At 46.6% G+C, this 20,813-nt stretch carries 23 protein-coding genes; 15 read left to right on the top strand and 8 right to left on the bottom strand.

Annotated elements, in window-relative coordinates:
- Positions 1-46: 46 nt before the first annotated feature.
- The 4 genes from C5O19_RS13165 (at position 47) to C5O19_RS13150 (ending at position 3,553) form a co-directional block, all read left to right on the top strand.
- On the top strand, positions 47-991 hold the full coding sequence (locus C5O19_RS13165; protein ID WP_104712901.1) for a DUF3078 domain-containing protein: 945 nt from the start codon (positions 47-49) through the stop codon (positions 989-991).
- A gap of 50 nt (positions 992-1,041) precedes the next feature.
- Positions 1,042-1,374 carry a large conductance mechanosensitive channel protein MscL gene (mscL, locus tag C5O19_RS13160; RefSeq protein WP_104712899.1) on the top strand — a complete coding sequence of 111 codons (333 nt, stop codon included), beginning with the start codon at positions 1,042-1,044 and terminating at the stop codon, positions 1,372-1,374.
- A 158-nt stretch (positions 1,375-1,532) separates the two neighbouring features.
- On the top strand, positions 1,533-2,888 hold the full coding sequence (gene murD, locus C5O19_RS13155) for a UDP-N-acetylmuramoyl-L-alanine--D-glutamate ligase (RefSeq protein ID WP_104712897.1): 1,356 nt from the start codon (positions 1,533-1,535) through the stop codon (positions 2,886-2,888).
- Between the two features lie 2 nt (positions 2,889-2,890).
- Positions 2,891-3,553, top strand: a complete 663-nt coding sequence (locus C5O19_RS13150) for a hypothetical protein (RefSeq protein WP_104712895.1) — start codon at positions 2,891-2,893, stop codon at positions 3,551-3,553.
- A gap of 73 nt (positions 3,554-3,626) precedes the next feature.
- On the opposite strand, the gene C5O19_RS13145 is transcribed toward C5O19_RS13150, so the two are convergent.
- The 6 genes from C5O19_RS13145 to greA form a co-directional block, all read right to left on the bottom strand.
- On the bottom strand, positions 3,627-4,478 hold the full coding sequence (locus C5O19_RS13145; protein WP_243406409.1) for a DUF4249 domain-containing protein: 852 nt from the start codon (positions 4,476-4,478) through the stop codon (positions 3,627-3,629).
- A gap of 800 nt (positions 4,479-5,278) precedes the next feature.
- Positions 5,279-7,693 carry a TonB-dependent receptor gene (locus C5O19_RS13135; protein WP_104712889.1) on the bottom strand — a complete coding sequence of 805 codons (2,415 nt, stop codon included), beginning with the start codon at positions 7,691-7,693 and terminating at the stop codon, positions 5,279-5,281.
- A 388-nt stretch (positions 7,694-8,081) separates the two neighbouring features.
- Positions 8,082-8,972, bottom strand: a complete 891-nt coding sequence (locus tag C5O19_RS13130; protein ID WP_104712886.1) for a hydroxypyruvate isomerase family protein — start codon at positions 8,970-8,972, stop codon at positions 8,082-8,084.
- 75 nt (positions 8,973-9,047) lie between these two features.
- On the bottom strand, positions 9,048-9,335 hold the full coding sequence (locus C5O19_RS13125; protein WP_104712884.1) for a YciI family protein: 288 nt from the start codon (positions 9,333-9,335) through the stop codon (positions 9,048-9,050).
- Between the two features lie 3 nt (positions 9,336-9,338).
- On the bottom strand, positions 9,339-9,731 hold the full coding sequence (locus C5O19_RS13120; protein ID WP_104712881.1) for an HIT family protein: 393 nt from the start codon (positions 9,729-9,731) through the stop codon (positions 9,339-9,341).
- 160 nt (positions 9,732-9,891) lie between these two features.
- Positions 9,892-10,365, bottom strand: a complete 474-nt coding sequence (greA, locus tag C5O19_RS13115; RefSeq protein WP_104712879.1) for a transcription elongation factor GreA — start codon at positions 10,363-10,365, stop codon at positions 9,892-9,894.
- 508 nt (positions 10,366-10,873) lie between these two features.
- Between greA and fmt the strand changes: the two genes are divergently transcribed.
- From fmt to C5O19_RS13060, 10 genes are all read left to right on the top strand, one after another.
- A complete protein-coding gene (gene fmt, locus C5O19_RS13105; protein WP_207766407.1) occupies positions 10,874-11,788 on the top strand; it encodes a methionyl-tRNA formyltransferase in 915 nt (304 codons plus the stop codon).
- Between the two features lie 65 nt (positions 11,789-11,853).
- Positions 11,854-13,206 (top strand): L-serine ammonia-lyase, encoded by a 1,353-nt coding sequence (locus tag C5O19_RS13100; RefSeq protein ID WP_104712874.1) that lies wholly within the window; start codon positions 11,854-11,856, stop codon positions 13,204-13,206.
- 104 nt (positions 13,207-13,310) lie between these two features.
- Positions 13,311-13,805, top strand: a complete 495-nt coding sequence (locus C5O19_RS13095) for a dihydrofolate reductase (protein WP_104712872.1) — start codon at positions 13,311-13,313, stop codon at positions 13,803-13,805.
- A gap of 142 nt (positions 13,806-13,947) precedes the next feature.
- Complete coding sequence (locus C5O19_RS13090; RefSeq protein ID WP_104712869.1) at positions 13,948-15,153, top strand: DegT/DnrJ/EryC1/StrS family aminotransferase; 1,206 nt, start codon at positions 13,948-13,950, stop codon at positions 15,151-15,153.
- A 44-nt stretch (positions 15,154-15,197) separates the two neighbouring features.
- Entirely contained in the window at positions 15,198-15,401 is a 204-nt protein-coding gene (gene vapB / locus C5O19_RS13085; RefSeq protein ID WP_104712866.1) for a type II toxin-antitoxin system VapB family antitoxin, read from the top strand.
- A gap of 2 nt (positions 15,402-15,403) precedes the next feature.
- Entirely contained in the window at positions 15,404-15,652 is a 249-nt protein-coding gene (locus C5O19_RS26530; protein WP_394341776.1) for a type II toxin-antitoxin system VapC family toxin, read from the top strand.
- Positions 15,601-15,789 (top strand): type II toxin-antitoxin system VapC family toxin, encoded by a 189-nt coding sequence (locus C5O19_RS13075; protein ID WP_104712864.1) that lies wholly within the window; start codon positions 15,601-15,603, stop codon positions 15,787-15,789. The genes C5O19_RS26530 and C5O19_RS13075 overlap by 52 nt, the downstream gene beginning before the upstream one ends.
- Positions 15,790-15,832: 43 nt before the next feature.
- Complete coding sequence (locus C5O19_RS13070) at positions 15,833-16,912, top strand: iron-containing alcohol dehydrogenase family protein (RefSeq protein ID WP_104712861.1); 1,080 nt, start codon at positions 15,833-15,835, stop codon at positions 16,910-16,912.
- 28 nt (positions 16,913-16,940) lie between these two features.
- On the top strand, positions 16,941-17,792 hold the full coding sequence (kdsA, locus tag C5O19_RS13065; protein ID WP_094809424.1) for a 3-deoxy-8-phosphooctulonate synthase: 852 nt from the start codon (positions 16,941-16,943) through the stop codon (positions 17,790-17,792).
- A 154-nt stretch (positions 17,793-17,946) separates the two neighbouring features.
- The gene (locus C5O19_RS13060; protein WP_133163358.1) at positions 17,947-18,381 is read left to right on the top strand and encodes a hypothetical protein; all 435 of its coding nucleotides are present in this window, start codon (positions 17,947-17,949) and stop codon (positions 18,379-18,381) included.
- A gap of 59 nt (positions 18,382-18,440) precedes the next feature.
- On the opposite strand, the gene C5O19_RS13055 is transcribed toward C5O19_RS13060, so the two are convergent.
- On the bottom strand, positions 18,441-19,313 hold the full coding sequence (locus tag C5O19_RS13055) for a sugar phosphate isomerase/epimerase family protein (RefSeq protein WP_104712856.1): 873 nt from the start codon (positions 19,311-19,313) through the stop codon (positions 18,441-18,443).
- 151 nt (positions 19,314-19,464) lie between these two features.
- Positions 19,465-20,052 carry a riboflavin synthase gene (locus C5O19_RS13050; RefSeq protein ID WP_104714087.1) on the bottom strand — a complete coding sequence of 196 codons (588 nt, stop codon included), beginning with the start codon at positions 20,050-20,052 and terminating at the stop codon, positions 19,465-19,467.
- Between the two features lie 150 nt (positions 20,053-20,202).
- Between C5O19_RS13050 and C5O19_RS13045 the strand changes: the two genes are divergently transcribed.
- Positions 20,203-20,808 carry a DUF1684 domain-containing protein gene (locus tag C5O19_RS13045; RefSeq protein ID WP_104712854.1) on the top strand — a complete coding sequence of 202 codons (606 nt, stop codon included), beginning with the start codon at positions 20,203-20,205 and terminating at the stop codon, positions 20,806-20,808.
- Positions 20,809-20,813 lie beyond the last annotated feature (5 nt).

Raw genomic sequence — 20,813 nt, 5'->3', positions numbered from 1 at the left:
ATAATAAATATTTTTGCTCATATCCTATCTAATGCTTTTCTAATTTATGGTATCACAAAAGACGATTTATTTTCTACTCTTAAGCCTGATTTCTTGCTTCGCTCAAGCCCAAACAGAGCCTATTCCCGTAAAAAAAGACACGACGTATTGGCGAAAGAAAAAAGAATTTGGCCTGAATTTTAACCAAGGTTCTTTTAGTAATAACTGGCAGGGTGGGGGCGTCAATAACTTGGGTTTAGGGACATTTTTTAATGCCAAAGCCGAGTATCGCAAAGAACGGGATAGCTGGGTGAATGATTTTCAGAGCCAGTTTGGCTTTCAGAAAATCAAAAATCAGGAGTTTAGAAAGAGCATCGATCGACTGTTTTTCGATTCCAAATACGGGAGGAAATTAGGGCAGGATACCATCTGGGCTTTTGTCGCTAACCTGAACGTACTGACTCAGTTTGCCAATGGCTTTGACTTTAATTACGCTTACGCCAATCAAACGTATCCGCACATATCGGGTCTGATTACACCTTTCTTTTTAACGGAAGCTATCGGTATTGAATGGCGACCCACTTCATACTTTAATCTGAACTTTCTGCCCGGTTCCGTACGCCATACCATTCTGGCTGATAAAGATTTGTACCGCGAGATCGATGCTCGTAATGCTACGGAAGTAGAAGCAGGTGGTACACCCTACGATTTTAAAAATTACGGCGTCAAGCGGGGCAACCGAGCTTTAACGGAAGTAGCCTTAATGCAGCTGGTAGCTAATTTCGATAAAGACGTCTTCAAGAATGTAAACCTGAAGTTCCGTTACCAGGCTTTCGCCAGCTTTAAAGACCTGGGGGCAATCGATAATCGGCTGGATGCAAAGATTACGGCCAAGATCAACCGGTTCATTAACTTCAACTTTGACTTGATTGCCTTATACGATCAGGATCAGGTTACCAAAATTCAATATGCTCAATCCATGGGATTAGGATTTTTGTATACCTTTAAGTGATCTTCTTGAAATGTCCTCAGTTATCGCTTGTACCTTAAAACCTTACCGTCATGCTAAAGGAATTTAGAGAATTTATTGCCAAAGGAAATGTTCTGGACTTAGCCATTGGGGTAGTCATTGGAGCAGCCTTTGGAAAAATTACTACGGCTTTAGTAAATGATATTCTGATGCCGCCCATCGGTTTATTGTTAGCAGGAGTTGACTTAAAAGATGCCAAATGGGTATTGAAAGCGGCTAACGAAGCGGCAAAGCAACCCGAGGTAGCCATTACTTACGGTTCTTTTTTACAGGTAGTGATTGAATTCATGATTATTGCCTGGGTGCTATTTTTAGTGGTAAAGGCCGCTAACCATACGGGTTTGATGCGTAAAAAGGAAGAGTAAACGAATGGACTACTACTAGAAAAATAGTCTGATCTTCGGGTCAGACTATTTTTTTGGTACAAAGGCAATTCTTTCCGAAGTCTGATCTGGATCGAGTACTCATCCTGTGAAAAACAGGAATCAGCCCTTAAATTCGCCCTAACAGATCGTATACAAACATCATGGCAAAAAAGATTGTGGTTTTGGGCGGCGGCGAAAGTGGCGTAGGTGCCGCTTTACTCGCTCAGGCTAAAGGTTACGGCGTATTTCTATCCGATAAAAGCGAACTCGGTGAAGCGTACCGCAGCCAATTACTTGAACACGGCATTCCATTTGAGGAAAAACAACATACAGAAACTCGTATTTTCGAGGCGGATGAAGTCATCAAAAGCCCCGGCATTCCCGATCATATTCCTTTAATTAAAAGCCTGCGGGAAAAACAAATTCCGATCATTGGGGAAATTGAGTTTGCCGCTCGCTTCACCAAGGCCCGTCTCATTGCGATTACGGGCTCGAATGGAAAAACCACCACTACGCTGTTGACGTACCACCTCCTAAAAACGGCAGGACTGAACGTAGGTCTGGCTGGAAATATTGGGGATAGCTTCGCCAAACAGGTGATTACCGACGCCTTTGACTATTATGTGTTGGAAATCAGTAGCTTTATGCTGGACTCCATGGTTGAGTTCAAGGCTGATATTGCAATTCTGACCAACATTACGCCCGATCACCTTGACCGCTATCAGTACGATTTTCAGCAGTATATCAATTCTAAGTTTCGTATCCTACAGAACATGGGTCCGGCGGATACGTTCATTTACTGGCAGGAAAGCGAAGCAATCGCTCAGGAATTGGGCAAACGCACTATTGTTCCCCAAACCTTGCCTGTTTCGACCCAGACACAGCTAGCTAAGGGAGTGTCTATCACTGATACTCAGCTCATCGCTCGTACGGCGACGCAGGAGTTCGAAATAGCATTAGCGGATTTGCCCATTGCGGGTACCCACAATGCCTTGAATGCAAGTTGTGCTGTCTTGGCCGCTCTTTCGCTGGAGGTCTCCAATGAAACAATTCGCGAAGGCCTGCGAACGTTTCAAAATGCTCCGCACCGCCTTGAACCCGTCGGAGAACTGCAAGGTATTCGTTTCATAAATGATTCCAAAGCGACCAACGTTGATTCAGTATTCTTTGCTTTGGGTAGCTATGCTGAGCCGCTGATTCTAATTATGGGAGGCGTTGATAAAGGCAATGATTACACGCAAATTGAAAGTCTGGTAAGTGAAAAAGTAAAGGTGCTGATCTGTCTAGGAACGAACAATACGAAACTTCAAACGTTCTTTGCTGGAAAAGTACCCGTGATTTTGGAAACGCAACAAATCGAACAGGCCGTTGCCTGGGGCTATGAACAGGCTACTGCGGGCGATGTGGTACTATTATCACCCGCCTGTGCCAGTTTTGATTTGTTCAAGAATTATGAAGATCGGGGCAACCAGTTTCGTTCACAAGTACAGCAATTGATTCAAAAAAATAGCTAGGAATGATGAAAACATACGGCTGGCTTTTCGCCTGGGCTTGGGCCATACCCGTCTGGGGGCAGGTTAATACCAATCAGTTTGGAGCCAATAAAATTGAAGGGGGAAATCAAATTGCCGTGGGAACGTATACCGAATATGAGAACCAGCCGTATTTGATGGAAGAATGGCCAAAGGGTTTTCTGAAAACGACGGCAGGAAAGTGGTATACGGCTGAAAAGCTGAACTACAATGTCTCGACCGATCGACCAGAATTTCAGGAGGGAGAAAAGCGGTTCAACCCCAAACTCGAGTTGGCCGCGTTTACACTCGGCGACACAACCAGTGGCGTATACTTTCAGAATGGCTTTCCTGCGGTTGATCAGCAAACAGCCAAGAGTTTCTATCAAGTACTAAGCAAAGGCTCCATAAAGCTGCTGAAATATACCAAAGCTACCCTGCTGGATGTGACCAGTTTTAATTCGGCTACGAAGAAAAAGCGTTTTGATTTTAACGAGATGTACTACGTGTACCGACCCGACCAGAAAATCATCCGCGTCAAGAAAGATAAAAAGTCGGTACTAGAAGCATTACCTGAGCAGGCCAGCCGGATCGAAGAAATCGCTAGCCAGCGAAAATTAAAACTCAAGAACTGGGAAGAAATCCGACAGGTGTTGGAAGCCTTGTAATGCTTCGTTTATACCCAAAAATAAACCCCGGCCTTACCAAGCCGGGGTTTTCTATGTAAATGTATTGGTGTTGTTACAAACTTTTTACCTGTACCACATACGCACCGAATACACCTAGACCATTTTGAATGTTAGAGTACACGGGTACTGCCTCAGCGAAAGGATTGTCACCTACTTCACGCTGTAATTTTACGGTACGGAAAAACTCGTAGTAATTGTGGTCTACGTGATAGACGAACGAATACATGGGAGCCGCACTCGTAATCTTTTGATCGGTTTTGCTGGTTGCCTTACCGAGCAGAAAACTTAGCGTACCCGTCGTAACGTGCTGATTGGTGGCTTTTGAATTATCCAGGAAGGCAATGACCGCGGCATTTTTCAAACGAACGCAAGTAGAGTCGCCTTTAAGGGTTTTAATTTTAACGGGAGTACCTTCGCCACTACCTACCATGTAGTAGTTCGTCTGACTGGATTCAGCAATAGTCCAGCTTAAGCTTCTCTTACGGTATACGTTATACGTTGATGCGTCAGCTTGTTCGTAGCTCAGTTCACTATCTTTTGCATCCAAGGCATGAAGCATACTCGGGATGGTACAGGTCGCTTCCGTTGCGGGTAATCCAGGGGCCGTTACTTTGAGCGTATACGTACGACCAGCAATTAGCATAAAGTCTTTAGCCTGAATCTTATAGATATTATTTTTAGTGTTCGTCAGCTTTACTTCTTTGCTTCCATCGGATAACAAAACGGTGGCATCCAGTACGGGGTTAGTCGTACTACGGCTGCCGCTGCCTTCACCCGTGATAGGGCGATTTTCATTCACAGTGGCTATGATATCAGAATCCGTAGGGTTCAGATAGCATTCTACGATCAATTTTGGGTTGCTAGTGATCGTGATATCGTCAGATTGTTTAACGCAGGAAGTCATGCCTAATACAATCAAAAGAGCAATTACGATAGAGAAAGCTTTCATAGTTCTGTTTCGAAAAGTCGTTAATAATGAGCAGTTGGGCAGTAGTATTACCGGCAGACTTATGGTGGAAGTCTGATGATGTTAAATGATTACAAGTGACTGAGTGGCGTACACGAACAGCTTCAGGAGCCAAACTGAGGCTGAAACACAACTGTTAAGCGAGAGAGTAGCGGTCTCTGCAATGAGCAGCTGTTTCTAATCGGTATAAATTGTTGGTATGAATCGCATCGCGACCGTTAGGTCTGCTAAGGAATCATTTCTTGGCGGAGTATTGGTCGCTTCGTTGGGCAGAAACACCCTGGCGGAGAAAAGCGAACGATTTAAGGGGGTGACGCTTCATACTATACGCTCGAAACGTCTTCGTAAATTAATCTTTTGCTTACTTTTAAATCTACTTGTTGTCCTTTGACATTACAAATATGGCAGAATTTTCAGGGCTATCTTTTTCAATTCGATCAAGTGTAAGATATAGTCTGTATTTGGTAATTGTGCAGGGCTGTTTGAAATTGATATTTCAAAAAAAGGCCCCTGAATGGCTGGAAAGGCCCCTTTTTTGGTAAGAAATGTAGAAGTACTACTACAAGATAATTCAAGCATTACTACAAAAATGAGCTATGTCAAGAGAAAACGAAGGAAAGCTAGAAAGATAGAGGACGCTCCGGGACGAGTAGTCGATAGGTATATAAACAAAAAAAGAGAGTGGAATATCCTCTCCCTTTTCCGTAATCTGCTCTATTATTATGAAACTGCTTTTACTAAAATTTGAAGTTGTAGGAAACGCTCGGTAATACCGGAAATAATGTAACCTGCTTCAATGAGTTTACCATATTCTTCTTTCCAGCTACTGTAGAAACATCCGTAGCGTCGAAGTAGTAGAAGAAGGGGTTTTGATGGTTCGTAGCGTTGTACAGGCTGATTTCCCACGTACGTTCGTGACCGTTTTTAGCTTTATGAAATTGCACGCCTACGTCTAATCGCTGATAAGCGGCGGCCCGAAAATTATTCCGTTGACCAAACTCTTGAAATACCCGTCCGGTGTAGTAGTTTTTCGTCTCACCCAACGTTTTTACTGAAGAATTTCCCTGGATCCAGTACTGTCCCTTGGGCAGTGTCATAGCCTGACCCGTACCGTACACGTAAGAAGCCGATAACGTTACGTTTTTGTTAAGGTGGTAAATTCCTACCAGTGAAACATCGTGGCGACGGTCGTAACGAGCCCAGAATTTCTTGCCAAAATTCAGTTCGTCAAACTGTTGCTGCGTCCAAGAGAGCGTATACCCAGCCCAGCCCGTAAAGCGGCCCGTCTTTTTCTGTAACAGAAACTCTGCTCCGTAACTCCAACCTTTCCCTTGCGTAATCTGATTTTCCCAATTACCGGCATTGGCGGTACCGAACGAAAGTGAGCTAGAGCCTTCTTTGTAAGCCACCATATTGTCCATGATTTTGTAAAACCCTTCGGCCGTAAAGCTTAGACCCGAACGCATGTCTTTCGCAATACCAAATGCAACCTGTTGCGAAAACTGAGGAGCCGTATGATCGGAGGCCGGAATCCACAAATCCGTAGGAAGGCCAATGCCTGAGTTCGTAAGCAAATGCACATACTGACTCATGCTGGCGTAGGAAGCTTTTATCGCCCAATTATAAGGCATGGTATACGCAATGGCCAGACGGGGTTCAGGCTGTACGTACGTTTTGGTTTCACCCTGAAATCCACTTACGCGTAAGCCCGCATTGATTTTCAGGGCTGGAATAGGGCTGTACGTGTCTTCTACATAAACGGCTCCTTCCAGGCCTTTCAACTGTACGGCATTACCAGTAACGGTTTCATGCTGGTTACCTACGGTCGTCGTGCTTGCAGGAGTAAACAGGTGAGAAGTACCCGTGAGACCCGTTTTAATTACGTGCTGAGCACTGAGAACCCAGGTTACATCTGATTTGAAAATCAGATCCCGAATGTCAGACTGATTATTAAGGTGATAAGTAGTTTTTTCTTCCTCATTGACGACGTCGCGGTTCATGCGAGCTAAGGAATGATACTGCGAGTATACTGCCGATGTTGTCAGCGAAAGTCCCGGACTAAAACGGTGCTTCCAGCGTAAGGTAGCTGCGGTGTTACCCCAGTTGAGGCTTCCGCTTTCGTTAGAAAGTTTGCTATTCGTTTTGTACTTAAATTGGTCGTTGCCCGTGTAGGCACTGATGCTTACGTAATCATCGGGCGTTACGTCGAAGCTGGCTTTCAGGTTCAAATCGTAAAAATAACCCGTATTGTTTTTCATTTCAGCGACGAATGGACTCAATACCAGATCCGCGTAGGTACGGCGTCCGGATACGAGGAAGGAGGATTTTCCTTTTTTCAAAGGTCCGTCGAGCGTAAAACGACTAGAGATCAGCCCAATTCCACCTTCGCCGTGTACTTTGTGTTGATCGCCGTCTTTCATATCCATTTCAATAATGGAAGATAAACGACCGCCGTGGTGAGCGGCAAATCCACCTTTCGTCAGGTTGACGGATTGAATGGCATCGCCGTTAAAGAGTGAGAAAAAGCCAAACAAGTGCGAGGTATTATAGATCGGAGCGTCGTCGAGTAAGACCAAGTTTTGATCCGGGCCACCGCCGCGAACGTACATACCCGTCGAACCTTCCGCACCTTTCTGTACCCCCGGCATCAATTGCAGGGTTTTAATAATATCTTTTTCGCCCAGAAGCGAAGGAATTTCTTTGATTTGCTGAATGGGTACTGAAACAGATGACATTTGTACCGATTCAGAAACTTTGCTTGACGTACCGGAGTGACTTTTTACGACCACTTCTTTCAAGGTTGTATGCTGTGCCTGCATCTCAACGTTCAAATCCACGTTGGAAGTAATATCGGTGGCCATGCTTTCGGTTTTGTAACCAATAAACGAGAAAGCGATTTTCACGAAGGGCCGACCGGGTAAGGCGAGTGAATAATAACCATTCACGTCCGTAGTAGTACCAATACCCAAGCTGGCGATGGATACCGTTACGCCGGGCAGGGCTGATCCCGTTTGAGCTTCCCGAACGTAACCTCGAAGCGTCCGTGTGTTTTTATCCGTTGCGGCGAGTTGCTGTGCGTAAGTAGCACCAAAACCGATCCATACAAGTAAAACAATACTTCCAATACGAACAATGGATTGAAGTGGTTTCATAAAGTTGATAGAGCAAATGAGCGGTACAAACGATTGCGTAACTCGTGTTTAGACCTTACGGCTCGAGAAGGTTAGCATTGCGATACATGCCGATTATCTGCCGTTTGACTCTACAAAGATGGAGTCTGAAACAGGGGTAGAAGGACCTAATTCGATCAACCGTAGTAAACAGCGGCTGATCTGCAAAAGCAGCAGGATTTTGAAAAAATGGCGTACGGGGAAGTACCTCTGAATGGTTCTGTTTTACGTTTTTTCCGAAAAAACGTTCGGAGAGTAGTGCGAAGAACAGGCGTAGGGAATGCCGATTCAAACGGCAGGTTCGTAAGAAATAAAGCAAAAAAAGAGGAACCTGAAAAGGCTCCTCTGAAGGCATTAACAAGCTTGAGTTTTAAACGTCACAAATCAGAACGCCCTGCTTGAGGGACTCGAGCATACCGGCTTTATCTTTAGGGGTTGGAACGAATTCCTGACCAATGTATCCTTTATAACCCGTCGCCACGAGTGCTTTAATAATGGCCGGATAATAAATTTCCTGACGATCGTCGATTTCCGTACGGTTGGGCATACCGCCCGTATGGTAATGGCTGATATACTGTCCGTACCGCTGAATGTTACGAATATGATCGCCGTGCATGGATTGCATATGGAAGATATCGTAAAGTAGTTTGAAACGTTCAGAACCTACTGTTTCGCACAGAGCCGAACCCCATTGTACAGTATCGCACTGATAGTCTGGGTGCGAGTGGCGGGAACTGAGCAATTCCATGGTAAGCGTAACGCCATTTTTTTCCGCCGTCGGCATGATCCGCTTGAGCACTTTCTGGCAATTTAGAATACCCTGGTAGTCATCCAGACCATTTCGGTTACCTGAAAAACAAATGAGATTAGTAACGCCAGCGGCCTTTGCCTCAGGAATAAGCTTTTCGTACAGATCAACCAGCTTATCATGGTTTTTAGGATTGTTGAAAAAGCTTGTCAACCCCGTACCATCCGGCCATTTGTCAGCTTGCCCCAGGGCAGAAGTCAAGCCGTATTTGGCCAGCGTAGGCCATTCACTCGGACCGGTCAACTCGATGGATTCGATGCCAATGGTTTTACAAGCCTGAGCGAATTCATCGAGTGGAATCGAGCCATAGCACCACCGCGATACGGAATGTTTGATATTGCCTTTTAATTTAAGCAAAGGTGAGGCCGCTGCCTCCAGAGAAGTACCCAGGGTAGGAAGTGCTGCTACCGTGGCTGCTGAAGCCGTTTTCTTCAGCATGGAACGTCTATTCATAAACAGGTTTTATACAAGAGAGACGACGAATATACAGAAAACCCTAAATAGACCGCATGTTCCGGTAAAAACGAACTAGACTTCGGCTTGCCGAAAGGGTTTAATTTCAATCCGATCCCAGACTTTCTCCAGCAAATAGGGTTCGGTTTCCAACCACTTCATCAGCATGAATTCTTCCGGAAAATCCATAATGATAACCGATCCAATCATCGCTCCGGCGTCGGAGAGAATGGCTCCGCCCATGATGAAGTGACCCGCTTGTTTTAATTCCCGCATGCGTTGCAAATGGGCCGGTCGGGCCTGCATACGGCGAATAAGGGCGTTTTCGTCCGTAAAGTCATACGCCTGAATATAGTATTGCATAGCTCACACATTAGCTCTGATGCGACTGGCCGTAGCAGCCAGTTCATCCGGGGAGAACTGTAGTTTGGGGTTCGAAAAATTCATGTCCCGCATGGACTGCATGGGAATCAGGTGGACGTGGGTATGCGGTACTTCCAGACCAATGACGCTTACGCCAATCCGCAGACAGGGACAGGCTTTCTGAATGGCCGGAGCTAATTTTTTCGCGACTAGCATCAGGCCCGTCAGTGTAGCATCGTCCAGATCAAAAATGTAATCTACTTCTTTCTTAGGTACCACCAGAGTATGTCCTTCGGTGAGTGGTGAAATATCCAGAAAGGCCAGATACTGATCGTCTTCGTATACTTTATGAGCGGGAATTTCGCCCTGAATGATTCGCGTGAAGATAGAAGCCATGGTAACGAGGTTTACGTAACATAGAATAGGTATGCCGTCCAAAAATAAACAGAACAGCGTAAAGTAGCCAAAGGTGACGGTTTTGCAAGGGGCTAAGGGTATAAAAAAACGAGGTTTGATCCCAGATCAAACCTCGTTTGCAGTAAAGATTAAGCCTTACTTAACGGGAAATTTCGAGCACTTCAAATTCCGCTTTTCCATTAGGCAACGATACTTCGGCCATTTCACCTACTTGTTTGCCCAGCAATCCTTTGCCAATAGGCGATTGCACGGAAATCTTGCCCGTTTTCACGTCAGCCTCCGTTTCAGCTACTAGTGTATAGGTTGCAATCATGTTGTTCCGCTTGTTTTTAATTTTCACAGTTGACATGATGGCTACTTTTGAGCTATCAATAATGGACTCATCCAAAATACGGGCATTGGCTAACAGTTGCTCGAGTTTCGCAATTTTCAATTCGTGCAAACCCTGAGCTTCTTTTGCTGCGTCGTATTCTGCATTTTCGGACAAATCGCCCTTATCACGGGCTTCCGCAATCTGATGAGCAATATGCGAACGGCCTTTGGTTTTCAGTTCGTGTAATTCGGCTTTCAGCTTATTTAGACCTTCTTCCGTGTAATAGGCTATATTTCCCATAATCAGTAATCTAATTTTATAGGTTTAACGTTTTTTACTAGCTCTCTGCCAAGAGGCTATTGGTTGAGTTAGAACGAGTAAGCACAGGATAAAAATCAGGCAGTGTAGTGAATAACGGCCTGATCTTCAGTATGCCTGTGCTTGGGACTTCTAACGTAACGACAAAAAAAAAGAACGGTGACAAGATCGTTCTGCTGACAAAGCCCCTGGGCTTACTTTACAGAGTCAATCTTCTCGCCGAAGTTCCAACAGCAACCGCTTCTATCTACTACCTAACAGCTGCTTTGTTATTGGATGAACAAAATTAGCACATTTATCGCCAAAAGCAAGTGAAATCGTAAGTCTTTTCGGAAGAGCAGGGGGCCTGAAAGCGGTTATAAAGCTTGAAGCGGTCCGTTTAAAAGTGCTTATGTTTGTGCAGAAAAAAAGTGCTTCATGCCGACAGGATACCAATTGTTGGGCACTCTTTGGGGATTTTTGTACTTAGACTTTAAAGACGTACGCACGCATGAGAATTATATTTCTGGGAACGCCCGAATTTGCCGTCGAAAGCTTACGCACCCTAGTGGAAAACCAGTGCGAAGTAGTGGCGGTCGTGACGGCTCCCGACAAGCCCGCCGGACGGGGCCAACAATTACAGCAGTCGCCCGTGAAGCAATACGCCGTATCGGTGGGATTGCCCGTATTACAACCCGAGAAACTGAAAAACCCGGAGTTTCTGGAAGAACTCAAAAGTTATCAAGCCGACCTTCAGGTCATCGTTGCTTTTCGGATGTTACCCGAAGTGGTATGGAATATGCCGCCTAAAGGTACGTTTAACCTACATGCCTCGTTATTACCGCAATACCGCGGAGCCGCTCCGATTAACTGGGCCTTGATGAACGGTGAAACGGAAACGGGGGTAACGACGTTCTTTCTGCAACACGAGATTGATACGGGTCCACTGATTTTTCAGGAAAAAGAACCCATTAGCGAGGACGATACGGTAGGATTGGTGTACGAGCGACTGATGAAACGGGGAGGGCAATTGGTACTGAAAACCGTTCGGGCCATTGAAGCGGGCGAGTATCCGCAGATTCCGCAACCGGAAGCCGAAGAAATCAAGATGGCTCCGAAGATTTTTAAGGAAACCTGCGAGATCAACTGGCAGCAATCCGCTACTTCCGTTCGGAATCACATCCGGGGTTTGTCGCCGTATCCGGCGGCCTGGACTACGCTTCTCGGCAAAAATTGTAAAGTATACCGGGCTTCCTTTGCGGAACAAACGGATACAGCCGAACCCGGCAGTTACCGAACCGATCACAAAACGTATCTGCAATTCCGCTGCAGCGACGGCTGGCTGGCGATCGACGAACTACAGCTGGAAGGCAAGAAACGCATGGGTATTGAAGAGTTCCTCCGGGGAATGCAGGGCAAACTTTAATTTCGAATCCGTACGCAGTTTACACGTTTTATACTACTTCATCGACATACCTGACGGTATATTATATGATTACCACCTCTGTATTTGACCTATTTAAAGTAGGACCGGGTCCTTCGAGTTCGCACACGATTGGCCCCATGAAAGCAGCGTACGATTTTCTTCAGGAAATCCGAAAAGAAGAACAGCCTGGAACTTCCGTAGAAATTCATTTATACGGATCCCTTTCGGCAACGGGCAAAGGTCATGGTACCGACCGGGCCATTCTGGGCGGATTGTTGGGCTGGCTGCCCGATACCTGCGACCCGAAAGCCCTGCTGGAGCTGATGACCAAGCCGGACCAGACGTATAGGTTGCCCGTACCCGGCGAAATTCGGGTAGGGGAAGCCGACTTTATCTACCACCGGGGGAAAACGGATTTTCCGCACCCGAATACGATGGTTCTTAAACTGACGGATGCTTCACAACAGGTGTTGCTGGAACATGAGTACTATTCAGTGGGCGGGGGCTTCATTCAGCGAAAAGGGCAGCCAATGGAAGGGACGCGAGAGACCGAAGCTCGTTTTCCCTACGAGCATATGGAAGGCCTCACCACGCATTTACGCACATCGGGATTAACGCTAGCGTCGCTGATGATTCAGAATGAAAAATCACTGACGGGTCTAACCGAAAAGGAAATCAATAGAAAGCTGGATTTCATTATTGAAGCGATGGAAAAGGCCGTGAAACGCGGCTTACGGGCGAAAGGAACGCTACCCGGAAAAATCAAACTTCAGCGGAAAGCTCCACTGGTGTACGAACAAGCCAAAAAACACTCCCTGACTTCCGATAGTTTTCTGATGTTTCTGAACGCCTATTGCCTGGCGGCTTCGGAGGAGAATGCGGCGGGTAGTATCGTCGTCACGGCTCCTACGTCGGGAGCTTCCGGCGTATTTCCGGGATTGACGTATCTGATGAAACATCACTTCCATTACTCGCCCCAGAAAATGCGGGAAGGCTTACTGGCCGCCGCCGCCATTGGCTTTCTGGTGAAACACAATGCGAGTATCTCCGGAGCAGAAATGGGTTGTATGGGCGAAATCGGGACGGCTTCGGCGATGGGTGCGGCCATGCTGGTCTACGCGGCGGGCGGCAGTATCGGTCAGGTAGAAGCCGCCGCCGAAATTGGGATCGAACACCACTTGGGCATGACCTGCGACCCGATTGGCGGGTACGTGCAAATTCCCTGCATCGAACGCAACGCGATGGGAGCCGTAAAGGCTTACAATGCGTACTTGCTAGCGATGGCCAGTGATCCTTCGTACCAGAAAATATCTCTGGATAGCGTACTAAAAGTCATGCGGGCCACGGGCCGCGACATGTCGCAGAAATACAAGGAAACCTCAGAAGCCGGTTTGGCCCTGAGTATGACGGAATGCTGATTGGGGTTGATGGTTTTTAGTTGTTCGTTGATGGAGTATAAGAGAAAGGTATCACAATCTAAAACCAACAACTAAAAACCATCAACCAACAACTAAAAACAAAAATGATACACCTCGTCGTAGCGGTGGCTGAAAATGGAGCCATTGGAAAAGATAATCAACTGTTATGGCATCTGCCGGATGATTTGAAGCAGTTTAAAAAACTCACTTCGGGCCATACCGTGGTGATGGGTCGGAAAACGTATGAATCCATCGGAAAACCGTTGCCCAATCGTACCAATGTGATTATTACCCGGAATGAAAACTACGAGGCACCGGGCTGTATCGTCGTCTCTTCCTTGGAGGAGGCCATTCGTACCGAATCCGACGTGTACATCATTGGCGGAGCCGAAATTTACCAACAGGCCTTACCGCTCACGGATCGGATTCATCTGACGGAAGTACAGGCATCCGTGGAAGGCGATACTTTCTTTCCTAAACTGGATTCAGCGGAATGGCATGAACTCAGCCGGGAGACGCATCCCACGGATGAAAAACATACATACGCCTTTGATTTCGTTGAACTGGAACGGAGTACCATCGAAAAAATAGAGGCTTAGCCGAGCGGCTATTCCCGGAATAAGTCAAAAGCAAATCAACCTTTGTCCCGGAGAATGTCTACTTTTGCAGGCGTACAAATTTCCCCGAAAAAGGGAAGTTTGCTGAACAGTGAAAAACCGTAAAAACAGAAAACAATAGATTATGCCAGGTACCGAACTATACGGAGCAGAAGAACGCCAGGAAATTAATGATGTACTGGAAACCGGAATGTTCTTCCGTTATAACCACGATGCTCAACGCAATAACATCTGGAAAGCCCGCGAATTTGAAGCGGAGGTTTGTAAACTGGTCGGAGCCAAGTATGCTCACGCGGTATCCTCCGGTTCAACGGCCGTACAATGTGCCCTGGCTGCGGCGGGTATCGGTGCGGGTGACGAAGTAATCGTTCCCCCCTTTACGTACATCGCCACGGTGGAAGCCGTACTGATTGCCGGAGCTATTCCCGTGTTCGCTGAGGTGGATGAAACGCTGTGTTTGAGTGCAGAAGGCATCCGTAAGGCTCTGACGCCAAATACGAAAGCCATCTGTCTGGTGCACATGTGTGGTCAAATGGCCGACATGGATTCCATTATGGAAGTGGTAAAAGAGCACAACCTGATTCTGGTGGAAGACGCCGGACAAGCCATGGCCGCCAGCTACAAAGGTGTATCGACGGGCCTATGGGGTGTAGCCGGAGCCTATTCCTACGACTTCTTCAAAATCGCGACGGCCGCCGAAGGTGGCGTGATGGTCACGAACGATGAGCGAATTTATAAGCTGGCCGACAGCTACTCCGACCACGGTCACGACCACGTTGGTAACAACCGGGGGATGGAACAACATCCCGTGATTGGTTTCAACTTCCGCATTTCGGAATTACACGCCGCCATCGGAAAAGTACAAACCCAGCGGGTACCTTACGTACGCGAAAAAAATAACGAGTACAAAAAATACCTGATGGAGAAACTGGGGCAAGTGCCCGGTGTATCCTTCGCCACCATTCCAGACCCATCGGGCGATTCAGCAACGTTCCTGAACCTGCTGCTGCCCGATACGGAAACGGCGGGTAAAGTAGTGGCTGAACTGAACGCCGCGGGCGTGGGAGGCTTCAACTACTGGTATACCAATATGTACCACTTTATCAACCAGTGGGATCACCTGAAAGAAATGCGTACGGCGGCTCGTCTGGGCGTGGAGAAATTCGGTGCTCCGCAGGATTACGCAAATCTGGACATTCCCAAATCACAGGAAGTCATTGGTCGGCTGATTTCGTTCGGAATCCGCGTTACCTGGACTTACGCAGAAATCGACACGCTGATTGAAAAGGTGTCTGCAGCGGTACAAAAAGTACAGCAGGTAGAAGCCTAAGCAGTGAAGAGTTAGCAACGGAAAGGCATTTAAAGCATATTACGATGTTAAGTACAACCTTGTTATCCGAAATCCGATCCCTCAGTCCTGAATTACAGCAGGAGGTGGAGCACTTTGTCCAGTTTTTGAAAGCGAAAATGGACCGGGAGTCTACGCTAAACGAACGGGAGTATGGTTATGCGAAAGGTAAAGTACACCTGAGTAACGACTTTGATGACCCCCTGGAAGCGTTCGAAGAATATCGCTAAGAATGGACGTATTACTGGATACTCATGCTTTGCTCTGGTTTTATGGCGGTGATGAATCGTTGCCAGTAAAACTAAGAGAGCAAATCAAAAGCTTCGATAACCGATGCTATTTGAGTGTAGCGAGCCTCTGGGAAATTAGTATTAAGCTGAGTCTGGGAAAGCTTGAGTTAGGCACCAGCCTACGGGAGTTTTCGATTTCATTGATCGGAATAATTTTCAGATTATTCCGATCGAATTTGAACATTTACTGACTCTTCAACAATTGCCTCTTTTTCATAAAGATCCTTTCGATCGCATCATTATTGCTCAGGCGTTGACTGAACAGCTAACGGTAGCTTCGAAAGATCGTTTTTTCCAGGATTATGCTTTACCCATGGTTTGGGAATAATTTCCCTAAAGCCAATCCTGAATGATAATTGAACAATAGTACCATGCATAAGAATTTCAAAGGAATTGAAAAAACCGTTTACGGACGGGGCAGTTTCAGTCAATTGGGCGATATTCTGGCTCCCAAGCGGACCGAAAATAATCAATATTTCGTCTTCATTGTAGACCAGTACTTCAAAGGGAAGGAACTTGAAACCCGGATCCCCGCGGAAGCCAAAGATCTAGTATACTTCATCGACGTAGACGTTCACGAACCTACTACCGAGCAGATTGATACGCTGCGGGACGAAATTCTGGCGAAACAGGGTCTTCCTTCGGGTGTCGTCGGAATTGGCGGTGGTTCGGTCATGGACATTGCCAAAGCTCTGTCGCTGATGCTGACCAACGAAGGTTCTTCGACGCTGTATCAGGGTCTGAATCTGGTGAAAGTACCGGGCGTGTATCACGTCGGTGTACCGACCATTTCGGGTACCGGAGCCGAGGTTTCGATGACGGCGGTACTAACGGGACCGGTTAAAAAACTGGGTTTGAAGTGTGAGTGGACCGTATTTAACCAGGTGGTACTCGATCCCGAACTGATTGCTACGGTACCAACCGACTGGTGGTTCTATACTGGGATGGATACGTACATTCACTGTATCGAATCCGAAAATGGGCACTTCAATAACGCCTACTCACACGCCTACGCCGAGCAGGCCATGAAGCTTTGCCGGGATATTTACTTAGGCGAAAATGCCGGACAAACGCCCGAAAACGACGACAAACTGATGGTAGCTTCCCTCATGGGTGGCCTAAGTCTGACGTATTCGGAAGTAGGCGTTTGCCATGCCCTGAGTTATGGTCTGTCGAAAATTCTGGGTACGCGTCACTGCTACGCCAACTGTTTAATCATGAACCATCTGGAGGATTACTATCCCGAGGGGGTTGCCGAGTTTAAGCAGATGGTGAAACGTTTTAACGTAACTTTGCCGCAGGGACTGGCCAAGGAATGGGACGACGAAACCATTACCAAAATGGCTCACGTTTCCTACAATCTGCCCCACATGTGGCTGCACGCCATTGGTGAAAACTGGCAGGAAGTGATTACCATTGATGTACTGAAGGATTTATTCAAGCGGCTCTAGTAGTCGTTACCCCTTAAAAATTAAGATTATGTCGCAGAAAATCGTACGGGTTGGCGATATCGAATGTGGATCGGATGAGTTGTTTCTCATCTCAGGTCCCTGCGTTATCGAAGACGAAAAAATCATGATGACCGTTGCCGAAAAACTCAAAGAGATTTCGGAACGTCTCAATATCAAGATGATTTATAAATCATCGTTTCAGAAGGATAACCGCTCGAGTCTGGATTACTACTCTGGCCCCGGTCTGGATAAAGGAATCAAGATTCTGGCGAAAGTAAAGGAACAGTTTGGTTTTCCTTTGCTGACGGACATCCACTATCCCGATCAGGCAGCTCCCGTAGCTGAAGTAGTGGACGTACTCCAAATTCCGGCCTACCTCTGTATGCAAACCATGCTGGTAACGGCAGCGGCTCAAACGGGTCGTGTTGTGAATGTCAAGCACGGTCAGTTCTTGGCTCCGGAAAACATGAAACATCCAGTGAAGAAAATCGAAGATTCCGGCAACGATCAGATCATTCTGACCGAACGCGGGTACACCTTCGGTTACAACGATCTTGTGGTCGATCCGCGTAGCTTCTACCACATGGCTCGTACCAATTATCCCGTGGTATTCGACGTAACGCACGCCATCCGGAAGTATGGTATTCCTTCGAAAGATTCCAAAGGCGGTGCTCGTGAGTACCTTCCCGTATTGGCTCGTGCCGGTGTGGCTGCGGGTGTAGACGGTCTGTTTGTGGAAGCTCATACCTGCCCCAGCGAAGCTCTGTGCGACGCGGCTAGCCAGTTGGATATTAGCCTACTGGAAGAATTCCTGAAACCCTTACTGGAACTCCACGCCGTAGAAGTGAAGTACCGGAATACGTTAAAGGAGCTGGCTTAAAATCTGGCATAAGAATTTTGGAGAATTGTTGACTTCGAGTCCTGAAGTCAAACTCAGCAAAGCCCTCGGAGCATTCTCCGGGGGCTTTTTCTTTTTTATCCAGCCAGAGAAATGGACGGAAACGTTACATTTTCTCCAAAAATTGATCAAATTTATGGCTCAACAATCAACCCAACGGCCGGTTATGGAGGAAATCTCCCGCAACCTTACCCCAAATTTTTACATTACGAATAATGACGTTGAAATCATTGATGCCTTAGTTGACAATGGGGAAATGTTCAAAGATTTTTCGCGTAGCCAGGTTACTTCATTTTTGTGGGGAGAAGATTTTGCTCTGGTATTATTTTTCGCTGACGATTACGATCGCGGCTTTACCATGTACGTAGTGAGGGATTTTTCCGTGAATGTGCGGGACATGGCTCAACTCATCTTTGCTATTGACGAAATTATAAATCAGGGTTATAACTACCGTCTATTTCACGCGGCCCGTAGTAAAGTAGAAGAAATGCTGTATATGGCCCCAACTTTCCGGGCGATGTGGGATAAAGCCGATCCGGAGGAAGAGGAAGATCAGCAGTATGGACACTAAAAGCAAAGGTCAGTCGAAACTCGACTGACCTTTGTTGTGCATCTATTATTACTGGGAAATCAACCCCACTTGGCCTTTTGAATATTGTCGATACTGGTTTTGATACATTCCATGGGTGGGCGTTTGCAAACATCCTGTTCCACAAAATATTGCTTGAGTCCAGCTTGCTTCGCGTGCTTGAATAAGTCCGCGAAATCAATGCTACCCGTACCTACTTCCGCGAATTCCTGCTGGGGCGTTTTAGCCATGTCCTTGACGTGCCAGAGCGGAAAACGACCGGGATATTTCGCAAAATACTCGGCGGGTTTTTCGCCCGCTTTTTCCACCCAGTATAGATCCATCTCCATCACTACGGGCGTATTTTTTAACAATAAATCGTAGGGCTTTTCGCCGTCCACTTTTTGCGTGAATTCAAAATCGTGGTTATGGTAACCCAGTGTCAACCCGGATTTTTTCGCCGTTTCGGAGCTTTTTGTTAGAATACCGAATAACTGCTTGTAATCTTCCGCCGAGCGTTCGTCATCTACCAGATAAGCCAATACTACGTATTTTTGTCCGATTGCCGCTGCATCTTCAACGGCTTTTTCCCAATTGCGGGTCAAACCATCGCCCATGCCAAACTTCGTGGATCGGCCCGTGGTATAGTGTCCGCTGACGGCTTTTAGTCCATTGTCCTTCAAGATTTTGTTATACTCAGCGGGCGTTTTACCGAAAAACTTACCCTGATTATAGCTAAAGTTCTCGACCTGTTTATACCCTAGCTTGGCTACCTGCTCCAGTACCCGCTCAATGCCCTGCTTCTGAATATCATCGCGAACCGTATAGAGTTGTAACCCAACGGATTTCGCCTGCGTAGCAGCCAGAGCTTCGAGTCCGACTGCGGAAAGAGCACCTATTCCTAAAGATGCCTGAATAAAATTTCTACGGTTCATAAAAGCAGCGAATAGCTTTCTGTATTAAGTCGAAAAGTAAACGTCTTCAGTAAGTATACTGAATAAACGAACGAGCTAATGTATGAATCCGTACGTGAAAAATGGAATATGGTAATAATTAATTTGGTTTTAATACGAAACAAAGGCTGACTTAAGCCTGACCTAACAGGCGTTTTACGTATTTACCCACAATGTCGAATTCCAGATTGACCGTATCACCTTCGGCCAGTGCATGAAAGGTTGTATGTTCGTAGGTATACGGAATGATGGCTACGCGAAACGTATGAACGCCGGAATTAAAAACCGTCAGACTGATTCCGTTGATACAAATCGATCCCTTTTCTACGGTCACGTTCCCCAGTGAAGCGTCGTACTCAAAATCAAACAGCCAGCTGCCGTTTTCATCCTGCACCCGCGTACACACGGCCGTCTGGTCGACGTGCCCCTGAACAATGTGCCCATCGAAACGGCCGTTGGCCTGCATGCAACGCTCCAGATTGACTGTGGATCCGGCCTGTAAACGGCCCAGGTTACTCTTTTTCAACGTTTCATCAATTGCCGTAACCTGATGGTAACCATCGCCTACAGCAATGACCGTCAGACAAACACCATTGTGTGAAACGCTCTGATCTATTTTCAGCTCTTGAGAAATCGGAGACTCGATGCTGAAGGTAACGTTGGTACCTGCATAAGTAAGTTCAGTGACCGTTCCCAACGCTTCAATGATTCCAGTAAACATATTATTATTGGCTTTTGCCGTTAAGTTGTAGATTTTTGCACTGCTGAGATACAGCAAAGTTGCAATACAATTGGTTCCGAATAGAACGGAGCCCCGAAAGATTGAAACTTTCATTGTTTAAATGCTAACAATCAGCGTACCGATCGTACTATGTCAGGAAGAAAAATACTCTTATTCGTTGTTGCTGCCGCCATTCTGGGGATTGTGGTCTATTCCGTCAGTAGTAAGAAAAAAGGCTCATATGCCGATGATTTGCGGATGGAGCGACTGGAGAAGGACCAGAATTACCGCACTTCTAGTGAATCACCCATCAAAGACAAAGCCGGGTTTCAGGGGCTGAAATATTTCCCGGCGGATTCTACGTATGAAGTATTTGCGAAGCTGGAAGAAACTGAAAGCACGAAAACCTTTGCGGTACAGATGACGGGCGGGCAGACCGAGACGTATACTTTATACGGAAAAGTCCGGTTTGAGCTACAGGGAAAAACCTGCGAATTGCTCGTCTTTGAAAGTACGGAGGCGGGTACGCTTTTCATCCCTTTCAAAGATCAGACTTCGGGCAAGGAAAGTTACGGCGGGGGTCGTTACCTGGACATTCCCGAAAGCGACATCACCGGTAATCGGGTTACGATTGATTTTAACAAAGCCTACAACCCGTATTGTGCATATTCACCGGAGTATACGTGTCCCATTCCTCCGAAAGAAAATAATCTGCCCCTTGCCATACGGGCGGGAGAATTGGCGTACCATGAGTAGCGATT

The organism is Siphonobacter curvatus (genome assembly GCF_002943425.1).
GTDB classification, from domain to species: Bacteria; Bacteroidota; Bacteroidia; order Cytophagales; family Spirosomataceae; genus Siphonobacter; species Siphonobacter curvatus.
This window is presented reverse-complemented; position numbering and strand designations above follow the sequence as displayed.

Bases quoted from the DNA above. Each gene is read 5' to 3' on its own strand.
- C5O19_RS13045 (WP_104712854.1), top strand. From the start codon at position 20,203: ATGTCAGGAAGAAAAATACTCTTATTCGTTGTTGCTGCCGCCATTCTG.
- fmt (WP_207766407.1), top strand. From the start codon at position 10,874: ATGAGAATTATATTTCTGGGAACGCCCGAATTTGCCGTCGAAAGCTTA.
- C5O19_RS13125 (WP_104712884.1), bottom strand. From the start codon at position 9,335: ATGCAATACTATATTCAGGCGTATGACTTTACGGACGAAAACGCCCTT.
- C5O19_RS13145 (WP_243406409.1), bottom strand. From the start codon at position 4,478: ATGACTTCCTGCGTTAAACAATCTGACGATATCACGATCACTAGCAAC.
- vapB (WP_104712866.1), top strand. From the start codon at position 15,198: ATGTTAAGTACAACCTTGTTATCCGAAATCCGATCCCTCAGTCCTGAA.
- C5O19_RS13050 (WP_104714087.1), bottom strand. From the start codon at position 20,052: ATGTTTACTGGAATCATTGAAGCGTTGGGAACGGTCACTGAACTTACT.
- C5O19_RS13165 (WP_104712901.1), top strand. From the start codon at position 47: ATGGTATCACAAAAGACGATTTATTTTCTACTCTTAAGCCTGATTTCT.
- C5O19_RS13060 (WP_133163358.1), top strand. From the start codon at position 17,947: ATGGCTCAACAATCAACCCAACGGCCGGTTATGGAGGAAATCTCCCGC.
- C5O19_RS13120 (WP_104712881.1), bottom strand. From the start codon at position 9,731: ATGGCTTCTATCTTCACGCGAATCATTCAGGGCGAAATTCCCGCTCAT.
- C5O19_RS13090 (WP_104712869.1), top strand. From the start codon at position 13,948: ATGCCAGGTACCGAACTATACGGAGCAGAAGAACGCCAGGAAATTAAT.
- kdsA (WP_094809424.1), top strand. From the start codon at position 16,941: ATGTCGCAGAAAATCGTACGGGTTGGCGATATCGAATGTGGATCGGAT.
- C5O19_RS13100 (WP_104712874.1), top strand. From the start codon at position 11,854: ATGATTACCACCTCTGTATTTGACCTATTTAAAGTAGGACCGGGTCCT.
- C5O19_RS13135 (WP_104712889.1), bottom strand. From the start codon at position 7,693: ATGAAACCACTTCAATCCATTGTTCGTATTGGAAGTATTGTTTTACTT.
- C5O19_RS13130 (WP_104712886.1), bottom strand. From the start codon at position 8,972: ATGAATAGACGTTCCATGCTGAAGAAAACGGCTTCAGCAGCCACGGTA.
- C5O19_RS26530 (WP_394341776.1), top strand. From the start codon at position 15,404: ATGGACGTATTACTGGATACTCATGCTTTGCTCTGGTTTTATGGCGGT.
- C5O19_RS13055 (WP_104712856.1), bottom strand. From the start codon at position 19,313: ATGAACCGTAGAAATTTTATTCAGGCATCTTTAGGAATAGGTGCTCTT.
- C5O19_RS13150 (WP_104712895.1), top strand. From the start codon at position 2,891: ATGATGAAAACATACGGCTGGCTTTTCGCCTGGGCTTGGGCCATACCC.
- mscL (WP_104712899.1), top strand. From the start codon at position 1,042: ATGCTAAAGGAATTTAGAGAATTTATTGCCAAAGGAAATGTTCTGGAC.
- C5O19_RS13070 (WP_104712861.1), top strand. From the start codon at position 15,833: ATGCATAAGAATTTCAAAGGAATTGAAAAAACCGTTTACGGACGGGGC.
- C5O19_RS13095 (WP_104712872.1), top strand. From the start codon at position 13,311: ATGATACACCTCGTCGTAGCGGTGGCTGAAAATGGAGCCATTGGAAAA.
- greA (WP_104712879.1), bottom strand. From the start codon at position 10,365: ATGGGAAATATAGCCTATTACACGGAAGAAGGTCTAAATAAGCTGAAA.